The following is a 20,857-nucleotide window of genomic DNA, read 5'->3' on the forward strand; positions in this document are numbered from 1 at the left end:
CCCTTCGTATTCGCTCGAGCCGACTCGCGTCGGCAGGCCGCCGCTCGCGGCTCAGCTTCAACGTTAAAGCGCAGTAAATGCCGACGTTCGAACAGTCCATCTACTTGATCGCGGCGCTCGTTACGGTCGCCAACTGCGCTGCTTGCGCCGCGGTTCTAAGGAGTGGCCTGTATACCCGCAGCCAAGTGATCTTGCCGTCGGCTGCCATTTGGCTTGTTCCCATTTTTGGCGCGCTCCTTATCGCCCTAATCTTGCGCTCGTTAGACCACTCGAAATGAAGCCGTCGTTCCATTTCACGTATGAGAGGGACTGGCGAGTTGCGCCCGTTGCGTTCTGGGTGCATGTGCCCGTTCCGGGAACGAGCGAAGCTTGCGATCCACCAGCGCCAGTTGCTATTCCTCATCTCGGCTATCCAGTCCTCCGCGTGGAGTTCGAGGCACATGAGCTTCAGTTCAGCGCACTGGCGCAGCTAGATCATTTCATCGACGTGCTGTCGCGCAAGCCGCTTCCCACTTCGCGGCAGCTGTCTTCGCGACATGGGCTCCCTGTCGGACCGAATGGCCATTGGTTGAGTCGCTTGCCTGCAGAGCTCAAGTCACCCCGGAAGCGCGCACAACTAGTGCAAGTGCTCGGCGCCGTACGCCAGCAGGTTTCTGGCCCGTGGTCTAACCCGTTGCTGCAGCGGACTGCTTCGCAGTCCGCTGAGCGCCGACATTAGGTTGCTGAATATGCTCAGCGACGTGCCCAGCCCCATCGACCTTCGTCTCATGCGCGATGCCCGCGAGTGGGAAAAAACGGCCATGTCCAAACGCCCGTGGCGAACCGAGTTCTTCGAGGCGTTCGCTTCGGAAATACTCTCCAGTGGCATCCGAGTTCGCCGCATTCTGGAGCTTGGCTCCGGCCCCGGGTTTCTAGCCGAGCACCTGCTGGGCGCTCTTCCCGAAGTCGAGTACGTGGCACTGGACTTTTCTTTGGCAATGCACGAACTGGCGGCCAAGCGCCTCGGCCTCTTGGGCTCGAGCGTTCAGTTTGTCGAGCGCAGCTTCCGCGAGCCTGCTTGGTCAAATGGGCTTGGGCAATTCGGCTGCATTGTCACCAATCAAGCAGTTCACGAGTTGCGCCACAAACGCTATGCCGCTGAACTCCATCAACAAGTCAGGTCCTTGCTCCTGCCGGGAGGCGCTTACCTCGTCTGCGACCATTTCGCTGGCGAGGGTGGCATGAGCAACGACCAGTTGTACATGACTGTTGCCGAACAGGCCGCTGCCTTTGCAAGCGCCGGCTTCGCCAAGGTAGATCAAGTTCTTCTCAAGGGCGGCTTGGTGCTCCACCGGGCATGCTAAGGAGTAGGGCTAGGTCGCGCGCAGCCGCGACCTGACCGGTTTGAAAAATCAGCGCGTAGCCTTCCCCCACTCAAATCTTTACGCCGACGGGCACCGCCTGCCGAGAGCTGCTCGAAGGCTTTTTCTCCACCCCCAGCGCCAAGGCCAGCGGCGCGGGCAGGCGGCGGGCCAGGGCATAGCCCAGGCCGCACAGAGCAAAGGTTAGAAGCACCAACAGCAAGCCCTCGGCCAAGGGTGGCAGCCCCCAAGGCTTGAGCGCCTGGCTGAGCACGACGATGAGGCTCTGGTGCAGGATGTAGACGCAGAACACGGCCGCGCTGAGGCGCTGGCGCAGGGGGCTGTCGAAGTTCAGCCATTGGCGCGCAAAGCCGCAGGCCGCCAGCAAGGCCCACCACTGCATGCCGCCCCACAGCAAACGCATCAAGAAGCGCAAAGCCTCGGGCGGTGGGCTGTCGGCAAAGGTCTTGAAATAAAGCATCAGCAGGCCCCAAGTGCCCAGGGCGGCGAGCAGGGCGGGCCAGCGCAGGCGGGCCATGTTCAGCCACTGGCCCTCGCCGGCGTGGGCCAGCATGATGCCCAGCAGAAACAGGCTCAGATACTGGGCATGGGCATACCAGTCCCAGACGAGGTTATGCGTCACTTCAAAACCTATCAGCGTGACGCGCGCTAGGGCCAGGGGCAGGGCGCCCAGCAGCATCAGGAAGAGCGGCGAGCCGCTGCGCTTGGCGATCGCTTGGCTGCCCCAGGCCAGGCTGCGCGGCGCCCAGCGTGTCAGCAGCAGGGCCAGACCCGTGTACGCCCAGAGGTAAGGCAGGAACCAGAGGTGGTTCCAGGTCGGCACGGTCAAGCAGCGGCGCCGCCCTTCCTCGATGGGGCAGAAGTCGGGCCGCGCGCTGAGGTAGTCGCGCATGAAGTCTGCGTAACTGCCCGTGTAATGCAGCTTCTCGATCACCTCGAAGTAAGACTGCGGCGGCACGATCACCAGCATGCCGAACAGCAGCGGCCACAGCAGGCGCAGGCTGCGGCGCCGAAAGAACGCGAATCCGCTGGGCTGGGCCTTGCCCGCCAGCGCGTGCGCCAGGGCCGCCCCCGAGATCAGGAACAAGAGGCCCATGCGCCAGGGCGAGCTGAGCATCATCAAGGGCTCGATGGCATCGCTGGCCGCTGGGCTTTTGACATGCCAGCCCCAGCTCACGTAGTACATGCCGACGTGATAGAACACCAGCAGGCCAAAGGCCAGGATGCGCAGCCAGTCGAGGAAGAAGAGGCGTGGGGTGTGGGTGTTAGGTTCCATGGCGCCAGCATCGCGCGCCGAATGCGCCTCGCCAAGCGATCTGGGGCGAGTTGGTTTTTCTACGGGGTCAGTCGACGGCAGGCCTGAGCAAGACCGTGGCTTTGAGCGTCAGCGGCACGCCCTTGCGCAGCGAGGCCACGCCGATGACTGAGCGCGCATGCACGCCGGCCTCGCCAAACACCGCCACCAGCAGATCGGAGGCGCCGTCCAGCACCTGGGCATGGTCCTCAAACTCGGGCGTGGTGTTGAGTGAGCCCTGCAGTTCGACGATCTGCTGCACCCGGTCCAGCGAGCCCAAGGCCTCTTGCATCGCCGCAATCAAGGCCAGGCAGGCGGAGCGCGCCAGGGCATAGCCCGCTTCGCTGCCGTAGTCCTGGCCCAAACGGCCTTTGGGCAATTGGCCGTCCACGGCCAGCGGCGCCTTGCCGGAGAGAAACAACAGCGGGCCCGCTTGCACGGCGGCAGCGTAATTGCCGGCCGGCGCGCCGCCGCTGGGGGGGTCCAGGCCCAGGGCCTGCAGTCTTTGTTCTGGTGTCATGCTTGGGCCATGCCTTGGTGGAGCTTGGCCTATTTTGCTTCGGCTTGAAGAACGAGCTGATCCCGGTAGCCGCGCGAGACCCGCAGTTTGGCGCCGGAGCTCAGCGTTAGTTCGGCCTCGCCGCGCGCCAGGCTGGCGATGGCGCGGATATGCGCCGGGTTGACCGCGTGGCTGCGGTGCACCCGCACAAAGCCGGCCTGGCGCACGCTGGCGTGCGCCAAGAAATCGGCCAGGGTGTGGCGGTCCAGATGCTGAGCCGGCGGGGCGTGCAGTTCGATGTAGTTATCGGCCGCGGCCACCCATTCCACCTCGGCCAGGGCCAGCTTCATCAAGCCGCCACCGCGCTGCGGCACCAACCAATGGCCGAGCACCGGCTGCAACTGCTGCAGGGCGCTGAGCAGGGCGATGCGGGGGCGCTCGGACTCGGCCTTCATCTCCTTCACGTGCATGCGCTGGCGCAGCCGCTCCAAGGTCTGGGCCAGGCGCTCGGCGCTGAAGGGCTTGAGCAGATAGTCCAGGGCGTTCAACTCGAAGGCGCGCAAAGCGTGTTCCTCGAAGGCGGTGCAGAAGGCGCAGTGAGTGCCGGTGGGCAGGGCCAGGGCCAGCTCCAGGCCGCTCATGCCGGGCATTTGGATGTCCAGCAAGACGAGATCGGGCTGCAGGGCTTGCGCCAAACGCAAGGCCTCTGTCGCGTCACCGGCCTCGCCCACCACCTGCACCTCGGGTGCATGCGCCAGCAGCAGGCGCTGCAGCTTGGCGCGGGCGGGCGGTTCGTCGTCGACGATCAAGACTTTCATCATGGGCTTGGGGGGCTTAACTCAGCGGGCAGGGTCAGCCTCAGCCGGCTGCCGCCGCCCAGCGCCTCCAGGCTCACCTGGGCACGATGGCCGTAGCAGGCGCGCAGGCGTTCGCGGGTATTGGCCAGGCCAATCGAACCGGCACGCGCATCCCGGCTGGGGGCGACGCCGCTGTTGTCTACCGTGATCTGCAGCAGCCCTTCTGCCAGCTCAGCCTGCAGCTTCAGTCGCACCGGGCCGCTGTGTTGGGCCACATCGTGGGTGATGGCGTTCTCGATCGGCGCGATCAAGAGCAGGCTGGGCAGCAGCGCGGCCTGCGCCGCCTCGCTGGCCTCCAGCTGGATCTGCAAGCGCTCGCCAAAGCGCGCCTGCATCAGGGCCAGATAGGGCTGGACCAGGCGCAACTCCTGCGCCAGGGTGTGACGTTCGCTGTGCTGGGCGTTCAAGGCCTGGCGCAAAAGAGTGGCTAACTCGCAGAGCAGATGGTCGGCGCGCGCCACATCCTCATACATCACCGAGGAGATCAGGTTCAGGGTGTTGAAGAGAAAGTGCGGCTGGATCTGATCGCTCAGGCGCTGCAGCTTCGCTTCGGCCAGCTCGCTGCGCAAGCGCTCCATTTCATGGCGACGGCGTTGATCGGCATTGGCCAGGCGCAGGCCTTCGCAGATGAAGACGAAGAGCAGATAGCTGATGCTGTCCTTGGCGCCCTCGTAGGCAAACATGGTGGGTAGGGGGTCGTGCGAGTAGGGCAGGCCCATCGAGGCGTAGACGCTGGCGCGAATCATGAGCAGGCCGGCGACATGAACCAGCACAAAGACGGCCCAGCCCAGCAAATGCGGCGGCAGCAGAGCCCAGCCGCTCAAGCCGCGCTCGCGCAGCCAGGCGTGCCAGCGATAGAGCGCGATGGCTTCCAGGCCGATGATGAAGACGCTGCTCAACTCCCACAAAAACGGCTCCCAGGGATGGGGCCCACCGCGCATCTGGTAATGCTGGAACTCGGCCAGGCTCAGCAGCAGGCCCACGCCCAGCACCAGGGCGGCGTAAGCCCACCAGAGCAGGTGGCGCTGGGGCGAAGCGAGGTCTGGACGGGTTGCGCTCATGGCCCTCACGCTATCACGCGGCCGCCCCGGGCGAAGAGGGGGAAAGCCATCTCGCCCCGGCGCAAGCGCGGCTCGCCCCAAGACTCTGGCGCGCAGCGGCGGCCCTGTTCGCCGCGCCTGCTGGCGATTCGTCGGCTGGGCTGTTGATACGTCGCCCGCGCCGAACCCAGTCGGGCCAGAGGGCGGAGACTGGCCTCAGTTCAACACAGACCGGAGCCTTCGCATGTTTTCCAAGCCCTCAACCTCCCTCGCTCGCCTGCTGGCGCCCGCAAGTCTGGCGCTGGCCGCCGCCCTGGCGCTGCAAGCACCCGCTCAGGCCGCCGCCGAGCCTGGCCAGATAGGCCTGAGCGTGCGCGGCAGCGGCATGCCTGTCCTGATGATTCCCGGCCTCAGCAGCTCGGCCCAGGTCTGGGACGAAACCTGCGCGGCCCTGCAGCCGCAAGTGCAATGTCTGATCGCCCAGCTGCCGGGCTTTGCCGGTGCGCCCGCCGGGCAGCAGCAGCAAGCGCAGTTTCTGGAAGCCATGCGTGATCAGCTGCAGGCGCTGATCAAGGCCCAAGCACCCAAGCGGGTGACGGTGATGGGCCACAGCCTGGGCGGCGCGCTGGCGCTGATGTTGGCGGCGCAGGCCGATGCCGCGCAAATCGAACGTTTGATCATCGTCGACAGCCTGCCCTTCTTGCCTGCCATCCAGAACCCCAATGCCACGGTCGAGAGCGTGCGTCCGCAGATGGCGGCCATGCGGGATGCCATGTCCAAGGGCAAACCGCAGGCGGCCCAGCTCAAGCCCATGATGGCCAGCATGAGCAAGAGCCCGGCGCGGGTGGAGCAACTGGTGCAGTGGGGCCTGGACTCCGACCCCGCCACTGTGGCCCAGGCCATGTATGAGTTGTGGACTACCGATCTGCGCCCGCTGCTGCCCAAGATCAAGGTGCCGACCTTGGTGTTCGGCGCCTGGGCCGCTTACGCACCCATGGGCTCCAGCCAGGAGATCGTCACCCGTCTGTATCAGGGCCAGTACGCGGCCTTGGAGGGCGTGCAGATCAAGGTCAGCCAGGCGGGCTATCACTTCCTGATGTGGGACGACCCGGCCCTGGTGCAGCAATCCACCCGCGAGTTCATGGGGCTAGCCCGGATGCTTCACGAGGTCGGCCCCAACTGACCTACAACATTGATGCCTGTTGAGTTCTCTGCGCTCAACTCGAATTTCAATTTGGATACAGGGGCCTACGCGGGTTTGCGCGGCGCAGGGCTTGCTGGCTGTCCCTCAACTCCTCGCCAATGCCAATCGGCATTGGCTGCGGCCGTCTCGGGCCACCCCGCCGCGCCCTGCACCACGCAATTCCCGCGTCCCTCATGAAGCATCCGGGCTTGGCGGCGCCGCGTCCTGCCCAACAACGCCCTCGGCCAGCAGCACGGCAATCTCGGCCTCGCCATAGCCCAGCTCTTGCAACAAGGCCTGGCTGTGCTCGCCCAGGCGCGGCGGGTCCAGGCGCAGGGGCAGGCGGGCACCGTCGAGGGTGAGCGGTAGCAGGGGCACGCGGGTGCTGCGGCCATCGGGCAGTGTCATGGGGGCGAGGCCGCCGGTGGCCAGCAGATGGGGGTCTTCCATTAGCTGCTCGGGCCGGGTGATGGGGGCAAAGGGCAGGCCCTGGGCCTCGAAGATGGCCGTCACCTCGGCCAGCGGCCGCTGGCCCAGACGCTCGCGCAGGGTGGGGATCAGCCAGTCGCGCGCCAACACCCGCTGCTGATTGTTGGCAATGCGCGCATCCGCCGCCAAGTCTTGGAAATCAAAGGCCTGGCAAAACAGCTGCCACTGGGTGTCGCTGACCACGGCGAGGAAGACTTGTTCATCCTTGGCCAGCTTGAACACATCGTAGATGCCCCAGGGCGAGATGCGGTTAGGCATGGGCGCAGCGGGCTGGCCGGTGATGGCGAACTGCATCATGTGCTGGGCCACCAGAAAGATATTGTTCTCGAACAGCGCCGACTGCACCTGCTGGCCACGGCCCGTGCTGTGGCGCTGCTGCAGGGCGGCCAGCACGCCGATGGCGCCGAACATGCCGCCCATGATGTCGTTGACGCTGCTGCCCGCGCGCAGCGGGTCGCCGGGCCGGCCCGTCATGTACGCCAGCCCGCCCATCATCTGCACCACCTCGTCCAGGGCCGTGCGGTGTTCGTAAGGGCCGGGCAGAAAGCCTTTGTGCGAGACGTAGATCAGGCGCGGGTTGAGCGCGCTCAAGGCCTCATAGCCCAGGCCTAGCGCCTCCATGCTGCCGCTCTTGAAGTTCTCGCTGAACACATCGGCGCCGGCCAAGAGCTTGAGCGCAATCTCCAGGCCGCGCGGGTCCTTGACGTTCAGGGCCAAGCTCTTCTTATTGCGATTGAACAAAGGGTAAAAGCCCGTGCCCGCGCCCAGCAGGCGGCGGGTGTTGTCGCCGCCCAAGGGTTCGATCTTGATCACCTCGGCGCCCAGATCGGCCAACACCATGCCGCAGGTGGGGCCCATGACCATGTGCGTGAACTCGATCACGCGCAGACCCGCCAGGGGCAGGGCTTGGGAAGAACAAGAGGAGTTTTCAGTCATATCTAAGTCAGCTGAGGCAGAGATGCTCGATACAGTATGTCGTAGCAGCCGAAGCGGGGTTGATGACCGATGTAAATGCGCAAGGTCTGCCTTCGTCTTCGCCGCGCCGATGCCGGACAAAGAAAGCAGGAATCCTGATTCATGACCAAGACTTCTGAATCGCCTAGCCCCTTGCCTGCTTCTTTTGACGAAGCACTGCTGGGCTTACGACTGCGCGCGAACCGCAGTGGCTACGCCCAAGCTTTGAGGGAGTTGGATGCTTTCAAGCAGTCGCGAGCCAGCACTGCCTTGGAGATTCACCGCACCCGGATCTTGGAACTGCATCTTTTGGTGATCACCGGGCAATTGCCTGCGGTGGAGGTGTTGGGCGAATCTACTGCGCTGTTGGCGGCGGCCCTCGCGACCTACGAATCGAACTGGCAAGGGGAGGCCTATTTGCTGCAGGCGACGATTCAGCGTCGATGCGGCATGCGTGCCGCAGCCTTGGCCTCGGCCGTTGCGGCCGTGGACTTGTTTGAGCGACTTGGCAATGAAGACATGCTAGGAGAGGCCGTCATCGCGCAGGCCCTCGCTGTGGACTTTTTGGTGGACGGAACCAAAGCTTTTGTGAGCAAGTGGCTACAGCGCCAGCCGCCTTTGTCTTCAAAAGTCCGCATCCATCTGCACAACGTGATGGGGACGGCCGAGTTCAACTTGGCCGAGCAAAGTGGTGATTTGCAGGCCTATAGGCGAGCAATCGACGAACATGAGCGGGTTGTGGCGATGGCCGGTGAGCTCGGCAAACCTCTTTCACAGGCTCTGGCGCACGTGAACGTCAGCGTCAACGCGGGTTTGCTGGGGGATCTGCATTTGGCCGAAGTCCATTTGCAGGCGATGGACCGCTTGTATGACCCGGTGCGGAACAAGCCTTCGGAATCGCAGCTGTGCTGGGTGGCGTTTTGCCGAGGCCTTGTGGCCTTTGGGCGCGGCGAGCAAGAGGCAGGCTTTGCTTTGCTCCTCAAGGCCAAGGAGCAAGCCCAAGCGACTCGCAGGGCCTGTCTGGCCCCCTTGATCAAGATCCAGGAGCTCTTGCTCAAACATTCTGCCGCCTACGAGCAGGGCCGTTATGTTGCGGATTGGGTGAGCGAGTTGACCCGCCTGCACAAAGAGTTCGCCGCGAACAGTCAAGAGTTGACGGCGACTAGTTTTGAAGAACTCGTTAAATCTGCCCAGGCCACCGGCGAGAACCGCGTCTTGCGCAGCCATGGCGACGCGCTGACGCGTGAACTCGCCGCTAGCAATCAAAGCCTGAAGGACACCGTGCTGGAGTTGCGCAGCGAAGTGGGTCGACGCGAGCGGGCCGAGGCCGAGTTGCAAAAAATCAATGAAGAGCTGGAACTGCGGGTGCAGCAACGCACCGCCGAGCTGCAGACGGCTCAGGCCAGCATCGCAGCGCACGAGCGCATGGCGGCGCTGTCGCGCCTGGTCTCGGGCCTGGCGCACCGGCTCAACACCCCGCTGGGCAATGCGCGCATGGTGGTCAGTGGCTTGGGATCCGCCTGTGAGCAGTTCGAGGCGGACTTGGCCAAGGGCGTGAATGAGCGTGAGTTGCATGAGTTCATCGATCTGACCCGCCAGACCGGCGACTTGGCCGAAGCTGCGCTCAAGCAGGCGAGCGAGTTGATGCGGGTGTTCAAGCAGGTCTCGACCCTGGAGCATGTGGAAGAGGCCAAATGTTTCGACCCGGGTGAGGCCTTGCAGGAGTGCTGCGATTCCATGCAGGAAGAGCTGAAACTTCAAACCGTCGTGCCCCTGCATCTGGAATTGCGCGACCGGCCGCAGTGCTTTGGTTACCTGCAGGTCTTGGCCCAGGTGCTCAAGCATTTGTTGGCGAACGCCATGCTGCATGGGCAGCCGGAACTGGGCGGTGCGGGCCAAGCGGGGGTGTGGATCACGCAGGAGCAGCAGGGCGATCGCTTGCAGATCAGCGTGCGCGATGAAGGGCTAGGAATCCCGCCGGACCGTTTGGCCAGCATCTTTGAGCCCTTCAACAACAAGCTCAATGCCAGCGGCCTGGGCCTGGGCCTGCACATTGCGCGCAATCTGGTCACCGATCTTTTGCAGGGCCAGTTGACTGTGACGAGCCAGCCGGGTCAAGGCACTTGCTTTGTCTTGAGCCTGCCGCTGAGGGTGAATGAGGCGACCCTGGAGTACCCGGCCTTGGCCACGGTCTCATAGTTCAGTCACTGCCAAGCTTGATCGCCTGTGCGAGACTGCCGCGCAGGAGAGATTCAGCCATGTTGTACAAAAAAGTTTGCATCGTCGGCGCGGGCGCCATTGGCGGCTGGTTTGCCGCGTATCTGGGCCAGGCCCTGGGCGCCGAGCTGCGTTTGAGTGTGCTGGCGCGTGGCGCCACGCTGGCCGCGCTGCGTGACAAAGGTTTGCGCCTGCAACTGCCTGGCGGCAATGAGACCGTGCAAGTGCCTGTGCAGGCACTCAGCAATGACCCTGCCGAGCTGGGCGAGCAAGACCTCATTATCCTGGCCGTCAAAGGCCCGGCCCTGGCCGCCGTGGCGCCGGCCGTCAAAGCAATGATGGGCCCGCAGACTCGCGTGCTGGTGGCCATGAATGGTGTGCCCTGGTGGTTCTTCGAGGGCCTGGGCGGCGAGCTGGAGGGGACGCATCTGGACAGCGTGGACCCCGGCGGTGCGGTGTCGGCCTTGATCCCGGCCGAGCAGGTGATTGGCTGCGTGGTTCACGCCAGCTGCGCGACGCCGGAGCCCGGCTGGGTACGCCATGTGATGGGCATGGGCTTGATCATCGGCGCGCCTGCCGGTGGCCGACCCGAGCCGGTGCTGCAACTGGCCGAGCTCTTGGGCCGAGCGGGCTTCAAGGTCAGCGTGTCCGAGCGCATTCAGCGCGATATTTGGTACAAGCTTTGGGGCAATATGACGACCAACCCCATGTCCGCCCTGACCGGCGCCACCTGCGATCGCATCCTCGATGACGATCTGGTGCGCGGCCTGATGACTCGAATCATGTTGGAGGCGGCCGAGATCGGCGCGCGCATGGGCTGCGCCGTGGACCAGACGCCCGAACAGCGCCACGCCATCACCCGCTCCCTGGGTGCCTTCAAAACCTCGATGCTGCAAGACGCCGAGGCCGGCCGGCCGCTGGAGTACAGCGCGCTGATCGGCGCGGCACGCGAGATCGGCCAGAAGCTGGGCATGGAAACGCCGTTTACCGATGCCTTGCTGGGGCTGGTGAGGTTGATGGCGCAGACGCGGGGGCTGGTGTAATTGTTCGGTTGTTGAGACGGCGCACAGCGATATCGGATAACTTGCTTATTCGACGGCCCAGCCGGGAGTTCGCCCCGGCAGGCGACCTACTTTTTTGCGTCGCCAAAAAAGTAGGCAAAAAAGGCGACCCGACGCCTGGCCCCTGCGGGGTCTGTTGCGGTGCTCGCAATCCAGGGCCTCGCGCAGAACTCGCTACGTTCACTGGCGTTCACTGCGCTCGGACAGCCGCGCGAAGTCAGTTCTTGAAGGCGCTTCGCGCCGGCCCTGGATTGCTGCGCTCCTCACCCAGGCTCAACGGGACTTGAATACCGTCACGCCTCGCTGCGCATCGGCTTGAGAGGCTGCATGCGCCAAGCGCATGCAGCGTTAGCTGCGGCACTATTGAGGTGACACGCAGCGAGCCGAGTGGCTTGGGGGTCTTTTGCGCAGGAATTTGCACGATGCCCCGCCTTACTTGGGCAGCTTCAACAAACCCTTGTCGCTGAAGCGCACCGTGCCGAACAAACCACCGGCCAGCTTGCCGGTGAGCACATAAGGCAGCTCGCCGCGCGCGGCTGCGTCGCTAAAGCCCATGGCCTGGCGCACGGCGGCGAAGGCGGAGACGGTCAGCGGCACATTCAGCAGCGTCTCGCCAAAGCGCGGCACCTCGCCTTTTTGGTCGCTGACCCCGCTAGCAAAACTCCTGCCGTTCAGCTCAAGATCCAAGGCCACGCCATCGAAGGCGATGGCGCTGTCGTTCGGGTTCTGCACCCGCAGCTTGACGAGGATGCGCAGCTCCAGGCCCTCGCCGGGCAGGGCTTCGACGCCGGCGACATGAACGCGCAAGGCGTCGCGCTGGCCTAGGGCTGCGCAACCGGCCATGGGAAGCAAGGCGAGGGCGCTCAGGCCCAGCAACGATCGGCGGGATGGGTTCATGGGGCGAGGCTCCGGCGAGATGAAGACGGGCCTCAGTTTGCCAGCACGCGCAGCAGCCATGTGTTGAGGTCTTGCACCTCTTCCATGCACAGCGAGTGCTCCATGGGGTACTCATGCCACTCAATCTGGTAGCCCAGGGCTTGCAGCTGCGTCTGCGCGGCTTGCCCACGGTTCAGCGCCACGACCGGGTCGCGCGTGCCATGAGCCAGGAAGATGGGGGTGTTGCGGTTGGCGCTGTGGGCCTCGGCGGCCGTGCTCTCGGCCAGGGGCAGATAGCCTGACAAACCGGCCAAGCCGCCCAGGCGCTGCGGGTAGCGCAGGCCAGCCAGCAAGGTCATGGCGCAGCCCTGCGAAAAGCCCGACAGCACGATGCGATGGGCGGGGATGCCGCGCGCGACCTCGCGGTCCAGCAAGGCGTGCACCTGGGCAATGGAGGCGCGCAGGCCGGCCTCGTCCTCGCGGCGCTGCAGATCGCTGTGGCTGATGTCGTACCAGGCCCGCATGCGGTGGCCCCCGTTGATGGTGACGGGCCGCTCGGTGGCGCGCGGCATCACGCAGCGCACCGGGCCGACGGCCGCCAGATCCAGGGCGTCGAACATGGGGATGAAGTCGGCCCCGTCGGCGCCCAGACCGTGCAAGACGATCAGCGAGGCTGTTGCCTCGGCGGCGGGGTTGAGTTCGATGGTGGAGAGCAAAGCGGTGGGTGTGGTCATGGGAGTTCCGTGGGCTCAAAGCCGGGATAAATTTTGAATTGAGGCAGTGTGCCTGCGATCTCATGCCAGCTGGCTTTGGAGTCGCAAAAGACATGGCGCTGGGGACGCGCGAGCGGGTCGCCGTCCAGGCTGCCCAAGTGCAAGACCAGGATTTCGGGGCGATTCAGGCGCTGGATGACAACAAGGCCGAAGCCACGCTATTGCGTGGCCCGGCCTTGTATTGTCATCGCCTCAAGCTCGCATCAAACCGGCAAGCTACGCAAGCTGGCCAGGGTCTGCAAGCAAGCATGCGCGGCCTCGCGGCCCTTGAGGACAAAATGCTCGCGGAAGAACTGCGTGTGCTCCTCGTGGCCGTGGAAGTCCCGTGGCGTCAGCACGGCAGACAGCACCGGCACATCGCAGTCCAGCTGCACCCGCATCAGGCCGTCGATGACAGCGCTGGAGACGAATTCGTGCCGGTAGATACCGCCGTTGACGACGAAGGCAAAGGCCACGATGGCGTCGAACTGGCCGCTGCGGGCCAGCCTCTGCGCATGCAAGGGGATCTCGAAGGCCCCGGGGACTTCGAACTGGCGCAGGCCGGAGATGGGGCTTCGACAACGCTCGAACTCGGCCACAAAAGACTGGGTCGCAGCAGCGACGATGTCCTTGTGCCAGCCGGCGCTGATCATGGCCACGCGGGCCGGGGTGTTGCTGGAATTGCTGGGTTGCTGATGGTCAATCTGATTCATGGTTTGTTTCCTCAAAAGGAGGGGTTGCCAGAATCAGGGCGCACGCAAACGCAGCGGCGGCCATGGGCAACGCTGAACGAGCCCCTTGTGCGCCGCACATCCTCGCTTCGGGCGGTCTGCTGCGTTGCAAATCCTCGCCATAGTTGGACTATGGCTGCGGTTTGCGCCTTGCATCCCATCCCGAACCGAGGCGTGCGGCATCACGGGGCTCATTCAGCGTCGCCCTTCCATGTGATTGGAAGAGGCCATCGCCGTGAGACTGCGTTTCTCTTTCATCCGGACTGTGACCGTCGGCTCTGGTTTCGCACCAGATCTGCTGACCCCCCGGCAGACTTGCATCGGCCAAGGGCGCTCGCGGGCTCTTGTGCTTTGAACAGATAAAAACACAAATACCGCCGGTGGGGAATTTCGCCCCGCCCTGAGAACGCTGCCGGGCACAAAGGCCCGGCGGGGGGAATTCTAGGGTCAAGTCTTGCCAGGGGCTGTCGCCCTGGCGTCCTGGTTTAGATCAGCCAAAAGGCCGCACGCCGATCAAGGCCTGATGCCCCCACAAGGCAAATCCCGCCCAGGCGGCAAGGCCAATCAAGACCGTCAGCACCGTGGCGCTGGCCTTGGTTTGCAGCGGGGCAGCTGGGCTGAGGCGATCACGCTGGCGGGCAGCGCGGAAGGCCAAGACGGCCCAGACCAGAAAGCTGCCGAACAGCAGCACATCGGCCAAGGTGTTGTTGGCCAAAAGATGGGCCAGGGCCCAAACCTTGACGCTGAGCATCATCGGATGGCGCAGCCGGGCCTTGATCGCATTGCCCGGAATGTAGGCGGCCACCAGCAGCACAAAGCTCAGCAGGGTCAGCAAGGCCGCCAGATGGTTCATGCCGCGTGGCGTGGCCCACAAGGCCAGCGGCGTCTGCCGGGCCAGGCCGTAGCCATAAACAACAAGGCCAAAGCCGAGCAGGGAGACGGCGGTGTAGGCCAGCTTCCAGCCCTTCTCGCCCAGGCGGGCCCGTTGGCGACCGCGCCAGTCTTCGGCCACGATGCGCGTCGAATGGATACCCAGAAACAGCACAAGACCGGTGATCAGAAGAAGCATGGTGGCTTGGGGTTGCTAGCAGCGCGGCTGCGGTGCGTCTTTGTAACCCATCTCGCGCCACCGCTGGCGTGGCGCCGATCGAGGTCTTACGCGCTCAAGAGCCGATCCAGGCCCCAGAGCAGGCCCGGGTAGACCAGACCCCAGGCGGTCGCGGCCAGGCCCAGGGCCTTGAGGCCGATCAGCAGATTGCGTTTGTCGCTTGGGCTGATGCGCGGGGTTTTCATGGGCGGGCTCCTGAGTTTGCGTTTGACCGCAAAAGCTAGCAATACATATGCCAGCGCCAGGGCCGGCCGCCAGCTTCAGGCGCTGCGATCCACCCGCAGCGCCAGCACGACGGAGCTGGTGGTCTTGATCACGCCCTCGATCTCGCCGATCTCGTCCAGCAAGGCGTCCAGGCGCATGGTGGATTCGGCGCGCAAGAGCGCCATGTAGTCGAACTCACCGCTGACCGAGGCCAGTTGGCGCAGCTCCGGGCACTGGCTCAGACGCTGCACCACTTCCCGGCCGGCCTTGGGCTGAACGGTGATGCCTACAAAGGCTTGCACACCGCGGTCAGCGGCGTCCGTCCCCAGGCGGGCCGTGTAGCCCACGATGGTGCCTGTGGACTCAAGCCGGGCCAGGCGAGCCACCACCGTGGTGCGTGCCACGCCCAGTTTGCGTGCCAGCTCGGCCGTGCTGGCGCGGGCATTGGCCTGCAGCAGGGTGATCAGCTGGCGGTCCACCTGCTCTTTGCTCGCGGCCGGCGGTGCGATGGGCTGGCTGCGGCTTCTCAGGGGTGGGCTGGTCTTGGCGTGGACGGGGGCTTTGTTGGGCGGATTCTTGCTGCTCATCGGAAACCCTAGTTTCAATCATTGCGGCGAATGAATTCGCCGAATCGGCGGATCTACCTGATTATTCGTCGAACTCGTGCTTTCTTTCGTCCGGACTCATCCCTAGACTGGGCCGAAACGAAACCAGCTCAGGAGACATCTCATGAAAGTAGCCCTGCTCGGCGCCGGACATATCGGCCAAACCATTGCCCGCCTTTTGCATGGCAGCGGCGACTACCAGGTGACCGTGATCGACAAGAGCGCGGCGGCCTTAGCCAAGCTGCAGGCCGAGGGCATCGCCACCCAGACGGTGGACACCGAGAACAAGGCCGCCCTGGCCGCCGCTCTGCGCGGCCAGACTACGGTGGTCAACGCCTTGCCTTACCACCTGGCCATCACGGCAGCTCACCTTGCGCTGGAGGCCGGCTGCCATTACTTCGACCTCACCGAAGACGTGGCGGCGACCAAGGAGATCAAGCGCATCGCCGCCGGCGCGCGCACCGCCTTCATGCCCCAATGCGGCCTGGCCCCAGGTTTCATCGGTATCGTCGCCCATCATCTGGCCAAGAGCTTTGACACTTTGCAGGATGTGAAGATGCGCGTCGGCGCCTTGCCGGCCTTCCCCACCAATGCGCTCAAGTACAACCTGACCTGGAGCGTGGACGGGCTGATCAACGAGTACTGCCACCCCTGCGAGTCCATCCACGATGGTGAGCTGATCGCCGCCCTGCCGCTGGAAGGCCTGGAGCATTTCTCGCTGGACGGCACCGAGTACGAGGCCTTCAACACCTCGGGCGGCTTGGGCACTTTGTGCGAGACCCTGTCGGGCCGGGTGCGCAATCTTGACTACAAAACCGTGCGCTACCCCGGGCATCGCGATCTGATGATGATGCTGTTGGATGACCTGCAGCTGAAGAACGACCAAGAGACGCTGAAGAACATCATGCGCAAGTCCATGCCCGCCACCATGCAGGACGTGGTGCTGGTGTTCGTGACGGTGTCGGGCATGCGCGGCGGCTCCTTGGTGCAAGAGGTGTTCGCTCGCAAGATCTTTGCCGAGCGTGATGGGGCCTCGCCTCTGTCGGCCATCCAGATCACCACGGCGGCCGGTATCTGCGCTGCGGTCGATCTCTTCCGCGAAGGCAAACTGCCGCAGTCCGGCTTCATCCGCCAGGAAGAGGTGGAGTTGCCGGCCTTCTTGGCCAACCGCTTCGGCAAGGCTTATCAGCAATCGCGCCAGGTGGAATCAATCGGTTAAGGCAAGAGAGAGAATCCGCTCATGAACGAAATCCAAACACTGATGCAGTCCCTGGGCCTGCCCGCCAGCGCTTACAGCGAGGGCACGCTGAAGGTGCGCTCCCCTATCGACGGCGCCGCCTTGGGCGCCGTGCACGAAGCCTCGGCCGCCGAGATGCAAGCGGCTGTTGGGCGCGCCCACGCCGCCCATCTGAGCTGGCGCAATGTGCCCGCGCCGCGTCGCGGTGAGCTGGTGCGCCTCTTCGGTGAAGAGTTGCGCTTGCACAAGCAAGACCTGGCACGCCTGGTCTCGCTGGAAGCCGGCAAGGTCACCAGCGAAGGCGAGGGCGAGGTGCAGGAGATGATAGACATCTGCGACTTCGCCGTGGGCTTGAGCCGCCAGTTGCATGGCCTGACGATTGCCTCGGAACGCCCCGGCCACCGCATGATGGAGCAGTGGCTGCCGCTGGGTGTGGTGGGCATCATCTCGGCCTTTAACTTCCCCGTCGCTGTCTGGGCTTGGAACTCGGCCCTGGCTCTGGTTTGCGGCAATAGCTGCGTCTGGAAGCCGTCTGAGAAGACGCCGCTGACGGCCTTGGCCACGCAGGCCTTGTTCGACAAAGCGCTGGCACGTTTTGAGGGCGCGCCCGCGCATCTCTCCCAAGTGCTCAACGGCGGCGCTGCCGTGGGCGAGGCCCTGGTGGACGACCACCGCGTCGCCCTGGTCTCGGCCACCGGCTCGACCCGCATGGGCCGGGCCGTGGCGCCTAAGGTGGCGGCGCGCTTCGGCCGTTGCCTGCTGGAGCTGGGCGGCAATAACGCCATCATCGTCAGCCCTTCGGCCGATTTGGAACTGGCCGTGCGCGGCATTCTGTTCGGCGCCTATGGCACGGCCGGCCAGCGCTGCACCACGACGCGCCGCGTCATCATCCACGAGAGCATTCATGACGAACTGGTGGCGCGCCTGGACCGCGCCCGCGCCCAGCTCAAGATCGGCAGCCCCATCGAGGCCGGCACCTTGATTGGCCCGCTGATCGATCCGGCCGCTTTCGATGCCATGCAAAAAGCCCTGGCCGCCGCGCGCGAGCAGGGTGGCGAGGTCAGCGGCGGCGAACGCGCGCTGGCCGCGCAGTATCCGAACGCTTGGTACGCCACGCCTGCCCTGGTGCGCATGCCCGCGCAGACGGCGGTGGTCAAGCAAGAGACCTTTGCGCCCATCCTCTACACGCTCAAGTACAAGAGCCTGGATGAAGCCATTGCGCTGCAAAACGATGTGCCGCAAGGACTGTCCTCCGCCATCTTCACCAATGATTTGCGTGAGGCCGAACTCTTTGTCTCGGCGGCAGGTTCGGACTGCGGCATTGCCAACGTCAATATCGGCACCTCGGGGGCCGAGATCGGTGGCGCTTTCGGCGGCGAAAAGGAAACCGGCGGTGGCCGCGAATCGGGTTCGGACGCTTGGCGTGCCTATATGCGCCGTGCCACCAACACGGTCAACTACTCCAGCGCCTTGCCGCTGGCTCAGGGCGTTAAGTTCGATATCTGAGGCCGCAGGCTGCCTTCGGCGGCCTCTTGTTTTTGGGTCTATTTGAAGATTTTGTAGAAAATCTTTGGCGAGCTAAAAAATACGTGCTACAGTAGCGGTCTTCGCTGTTCAGGCAGCGAAGAAAAGCAAGCCCAGGTGGCGGAATTGGTAGACGCACTAGTTTCAGGTACTAGCGGGTAACTCCGTGGAGGTTCGAGTCCTCTCCTGGGCACCAAACAAGAAAGGCCAGCACGCAAGTGCTGGCCTTTTGCGTTTGGGGCACAGGAAGCAAGGTCCCTGCGGACCTTGCGGGAGGACGAGAAAGGCGCCCGCATGCTTGCGGCGCCGGGGTCGCGGGACGTGACCGAGCCTCTCCTGGGCTGAGGCGGGACCGAACACGAGCCTCGCGGCTTGTGTGACGCTCGCCGAGGCCAAGCCGCCTGCAGGCGGCTTGGCACCAAACAAGAAAGGCCAGCACGCAAGTGCTGGCCTTTTGCGTTTTCCGGCTTTGAAACCAAGCGGCGGGGTCAGGTCTTGCCTAGTCGGCCGGATGTTTTCAAGAGCTCTTCCAGCGCTTGCGCAGGCATGGGCCGGGCATACCAATAGCCCTGGCCGAAATCGCAGCCTGCCTCTAGCAGCAATCGATGCTGCTCCTCGGTTTCCACCCCCTCGGCCACCACCTCGATGCCCAGGGCATGAGCCATGGTGATGATGGCATTGCACAGGGCCAACTCCTTGGCGCCGGTCTTCAGATGGCTGACAAAACTCTTGTCGATCTTGACCTGATCGATGGCCAGGCGCTGCAGATAGGACAGTGAGCTGTAGCCGGTGCCGAAGTCATCCAGCGAGACCTGCATGCCGGCCTTGCGCAAGCTGTCCAGATGCAGGGTGACGAGCTCATCCGCCTCCAGCAGCAGGCCCTCGGTGATCTCCACCGCGATGGCCTGGCCAGGCAGGCCCAACTCCTTCAGGCGCCGCGCCCAGGCATGGCCTTGAGCCTGCCCATTGGGCAGACCGCTGCTGCGGAACTGCACCGGGGACTTGTTGATATTGAGCTGAAAGCGTGGGTTGAAGCGGCTGCGCCAGTCTTGCACCTGCAGCGCCACCTGCTCGAACACCCATTCGCCGATCTCGATGATCAAGCCACTGGTTTCGGCCAAGGGGATGAACTCGCCCGGTCCCAGCAGGCCGCGGCTGGGGTGCTGCCAGCGTAGCAAGGCCTCGGCCTTGTGGATCAGCCCGTCGCTGAGCCGAACAATCGGTTGGTAGACCAGGCTGAACTGCTGCTCGGACAGGGCATCGTGCAAATCATTGCCCAGGCGCGCCCGCTCTTGTGCGGCGGTCTGCAGGGCCGGCGTGAAGCGGCACAGGCGGTTGCGGCCGGCGCCCTTGGCCATATAGAGCGCCTGATCCGCGTGTTTGAACAAGGTCTCGATCTGCTCGCCATCGGCCGGGTACAGGCTCAGGCCAATGCTGGCCGAGACAAACACGCGTTCGCCCTCCAGGCGGAAGGCAAAGGCCAGGGCTTGCAAGATGTTTTGCGCAATGGCCTCGGCCTGCTGGGGCGAGTCAATCTCGCTCAGCACCACGGTGAACTCGTCACCGCCCATGCGCGCCACCGTGTGGGGGGCCGGGGCGCAGGCGACGATGCGCTGCGTGGCTTGCACCAGCAGCAGGTCGCCCATGGCATGACCCAGCAGGTCGTTGACCTCCTTGAAGTGATCCAGATCGATGAAGAGCACGGCGACCGAGCGGCCGCTCTTCCAGGCCACATGTTGGGCTTGCTCCAAGCGCTCGCGCAGCAGGCGGCGGTTGGGCAGGCCGGTGAGGGCATCGAAATGGGCTTGTTGCCAGATCAAGGCCTCGCTCTGCTTGCGGGCGGTGATGTCGGTGTGGGTGCCCACCATGCGCAGCGGCCGGCCTTCTTCGTCACGGCTGATCACCATGCCGCGGCTGAGAATCCATTTCCAACTGCCATCCTTGCAGCGCACGCGGTGCTCATTGCTGTAGAGCGGCGCGCGGCCCGAGAAATGAGCTTCGCGGTCCAAGCTCATCTGGGCCAGATCGTCGGGGTGGGTCAGTGCGTCGAACTCGGCCGGGCTGGGTTGAATCTCATTCGGCGAGTAGCCATACATCTGCAGATAACGTGGCGAGTAAATCTCCACCCCGGTTTGTACATACCAGTCCCAGACGCCATCGCCATTGCTTTCCAGCGCCAGCTTCCACAGGTCATCGGCCTGGCGCAAACGGGTTTCTTGTTCCTTGCGTTCATGCACATCGCTCATGCTGAGCAAGACCTGACCCTCGGGCAGCAAACGAGCCTGGGTTTGATGCCAGCAAAAGCCCCCATCAGCCGCAAGCCAGCGGCAATCCAGCAACAGATCTGCCCCTTGTTTTAGCTTCAAGAGCTGCGCCTCTAAGGACGGGAGATCGGCCGGGTGCAAGCGCGCCAGCCAGGGCTGGCCTTGCAGTTCTTGCAGGCTCAGGCCGGTATAGGCCAGCAGGCTTTGGTTGGCTTGCAACAGCGTATAGCTCGGGCTCAGCAAGGCCACGCCTTGCGGCAGCTGGTCCAGCCAATGTGCGGCGGGCAGGGGCCATCCTGGCGCTTGTTCTGGCGAAGGGGGCGAATCCCGCTGGCCGGTGGATACGGAGTTAGGGGCCATGTTCACGGCCACATCATGCCGATGGAACTGAAAAATGGCGATGAAATCTTCACCGAAGCAGGCCTGGGAACATGCGGTTACTACAAAAACTGTTGCGAATACTGGGCAGGCGGAAGCCCGAGCACGCAGGATGCCGGGCGCAGGGACTGTGCATGCAGGGGCGAGTATCGGTCGCAAGCCTTGATGCAGCGCAGTGCCGCCCTGCCTCTTGCGTGCAAAATGACGCGCTAAAGTGTTGGAT

General features: G+C 64.2%; 18 protein-coding genes, 1 tRNA gene and 1 riboswitch. Of the genes, 7 read left to right on the plus strand and 12 right to left on the minus strand.

Annotation, left to right across the window (positions count from 1 at the left end; translation table 11 throughout):
* The first annotated feature begins 728 nt into the window (after positions 1 to 728).
* Positions 729 to 1,343 carry a trans-aconitate 2-methyltransferase gene (locus tag DBR47_RS22780; RefSeq protein ID WP_124454473.1) on the plus strand — a complete coding sequence of 205 codons (615 nt, stop codon included), beginning with the start codon at positions 729 to 731 and terminating at the stop codon, positions 1,341 to 1,343.
* 70 nt (positions 1,344 to 1,413) lie between these two features.
* On the opposite strand, the gene DBR47_RS22785 is transcribed toward DBR47_RS22780, so the two are convergent.
* The 4 genes from DBR47_RS22785 to DBR47_RS22800 all read right to left on the minus strand — a co-directional run bounded on the left by DBR47_RS22785 (position 1,414) and on the right by DBR47_RS22800 (position 5,072).
* Positions 1,414 to 2,637, minus strand: a complete 1,224-nt coding sequence (locus DBR47_RS22785) for an acyltransferase family protein (protein WP_124454475.1) — start codon at positions 2,635 to 2,637, stop codon at positions 1,414 to 1,416.
* Positions 2,638 to 2,704: 67 nt separating this feature from the next.
* Entirely contained in the window at positions 2,705 to 3,175 is a 471-nt protein-coding gene (locus DBR47_RS22790; protein WP_124454477.1) for a RidA family protein, read from the minus strand.
* A 29-nt stretch (positions 3,176 to 3,204) separates the two neighbouring features.
* Positions 3,205 to 3,972 (minus strand): LytTR family DNA-binding domain-containing protein, encoded by a 768-nt coding sequence (locus DBR47_RS22795; RefSeq protein ID WP_231512463.1) that lies wholly within the window; start codon positions 3,970 to 3,972, stop codon positions 3,205 to 3,207.
* Entirely contained in the window at positions 3,972 to 5,072 is a 1,101-nt protein-coding gene (locus DBR47_RS22800; protein ID WP_124454481.1) for a sensor histidine kinase, read from the minus strand. Before DBR47_RS22800 ends, DBR47_RS22795 begins: the two co-directional genes overlap by 1 nt.
* A gap of 223 nt (positions 5,073 to 5,295) precedes the next feature.
* Here DBR47_RS22800 and DBR47_RS22805 point away from each other — a divergent pair, with 223 nt between their 5' ends.
* The gene (locus DBR47_RS22805; protein WP_124454483.1) at positions 5,296 to 6,234 is read left to right on the plus strand and encodes an alpha/beta fold hydrolase; all 939 of its coding nucleotides are present in this window, start codon (positions 5,296 to 5,298) and stop codon (positions 6,232 to 6,234) included.
* 192 nt (positions 6,235 to 6,426) lie between these two features.
* Here the strand turns inward: DBR47_RS22805 and DBR47_RS22810 are convergent, their stop codons facing one another.
* Positions 6,427 to 7,659 (minus strand): CaiB/BaiF CoA-transferase family protein, encoded by a 1,233-nt coding sequence (locus DBR47_RS22810; protein ID WP_124454485.1) that lies wholly within the window; start codon positions 7,657 to 7,659, stop codon positions 6,427 to 6,429.
* Positions 7,660 to 7,800: 141 nt separating this feature from the next.
* On the opposite strand from DBR47_RS22810, the gene DBR47_RS22815 reads away from it, so the two are divergent.
* Together DBR47_RS22815 and DBR47_RS22820 are read left to right on the plus strand one after the other, a co-directional pair.
* Positions 7,801 to 9,876, plus strand: a complete 2,076-nt coding sequence (locus DBR47_RS22815) for a sensor histidine kinase (protein WP_124454487.1) — start codon at positions 7,801 to 7,803, stop codon at positions 9,874 to 9,876.
* A gap of 59 nt (positions 9,877 to 9,935) precedes the next feature.
* Entirely contained in the window at positions 9,936 to 10,937 is a 1,002-nt protein-coding gene (locus tag DBR47_RS22820) for a 2-dehydropantoate 2-reductase (RefSeq protein ID WP_124454488.1), read from the plus strand.
* Between the two features lie 450 nt (positions 10,938 to 11,387).
* Here DBR47_RS22820 and DBR47_RS22825 read toward each other — a convergent pair whose 3' ends face one another.
* From DBR47_RS22825 to DBR47_RS22845, 6 genes are all read right to left on the minus strand, one after another.
* Entirely contained in the window at positions 11,388 to 11,852 is a 465-nt protein-coding gene (locus DBR47_RS22825) for an LEA type 2 family protein (RefSeq protein WP_124454489.1), read from the minus strand.
* A gap of 32 nt (positions 11,853 to 11,884) precedes the next feature.
* A complete protein-coding gene (locus tag DBR47_RS22830; protein WP_124454491.1) occupies positions 11,885 to 12,565 on the minus strand; it encodes an alpha/beta hydrolase in 681 nt (226 codons plus the stop codon).
* A gap of 242 nt (positions 12,566 to 12,807) precedes the next feature.
* Complete coding sequence (locus DBR47_RS22835; protein ID WP_124454493.1) at positions 12,808 to 13,296, minus strand: 6,7-dimethyl-8-ribityllumazine synthase; 489 nt, start codon at positions 13,294 to 13,296, stop codon at positions 12,808 to 12,810.
* A gap of 259 nt (positions 13,297 to 13,555) precedes the next feature.
* A riboswitch (FMN riboswitch) is annotated at positions 13,556 to 13,726 on the minus strand.
* 78 nt (positions 13,727 to 13,804) lie between these two features.
* Positions 13,805 to 14,383 carry an NnrU family protein gene (locus DBR47_RS22840; protein ID WP_124454495.1) on the minus strand — a complete coding sequence of 193 codons (579 nt, stop codon included), beginning with the start codon at positions 14,381 to 14,383 and terminating at the stop codon, positions 13,805 to 13,807.
* Positions 14,384 to 14,469: 86 nt separating this feature from the next.
* A complete protein-coding gene (locus DBR47_RS24630; RefSeq protein ID WP_156089058.1) occupies positions 14,470 to 14,607 on the minus strand; it encodes a hypothetical protein in 138 nt (45 codons plus the stop codon).
* A gap of 75 nt (positions 14,608 to 14,682) precedes the next feature.
* Positions 14,683 to 15,213: an Lrp/AsnC family transcriptional regulator gene (locus DBR47_RS22845; RefSeq protein ID WP_124454497.1), complete on the minus strand. Its 531-nt coding sequence runs from the start codon at positions 15,211 to 15,213 to the stop codon at positions 14,683 to 14,685.
* 142 nt (positions 15,214 to 15,355) lie between these two features.
* On the opposite strand from DBR47_RS22845, the gene DBR47_RS22850 reads away from it, so the two are divergent.
* The 3 genes from DBR47_RS22850 (at position 15,356) to DBR47_RS22860 (ending at position 18,188) form a co-directional block, all read left to right on the plus strand.
* Entirely contained in the window at positions 15,356 to 16,450 is a 1,095-nt protein-coding gene (locus DBR47_RS22850; protein ID WP_124454500.1) for a saccharopine dehydrogenase family protein, read from the plus strand.
* A 21-nt stretch (positions 16,451 to 16,471) separates the two neighbouring features.
* Entirely contained in the window at positions 16,472 to 17,974 is a 1,503-nt protein-coding gene (locus tag DBR47_RS22855) for an aldehyde dehydrogenase family protein (protein WP_124454502.1), read from the plus strand.
* A 129-nt stretch (positions 17,975 to 18,103) separates the two neighbouring features.
* Positions 18,104 to 18,188 (plus strand) — tRNA-Leu (locus DBR47_RS22860).
* A 292-nt stretch (positions 18,189 to 18,480) separates the two neighbouring features.
* Here DBR47_RS22860 and DBR47_RS22865 read toward each other — a convergent pair.
* The gene (locus tag DBR47_RS22865; protein ID WP_231512466.1) at positions 18,481 to 20,616 is read right to left on the minus strand and encodes a bifunctional diguanylate cyclase/phosphodiesterase; all 2,136 of its coding nucleotides are present in this window, start codon (positions 20,614 to 20,616) and stop codon (positions 18,481 to 18,483) included.
* Positions 20,617 to 20,857: the final 241 nt, after the last annotated feature.

The organism is Paucibacter sp. KBW04 (genome assembly GCF_003852425.1).
Classification (GTDB): domain Bacteria; phylum Pseudomonadota; class Gammaproteobacteria; order Burkholderiales; family Burkholderiaceae_C; genus Paucibacter_A.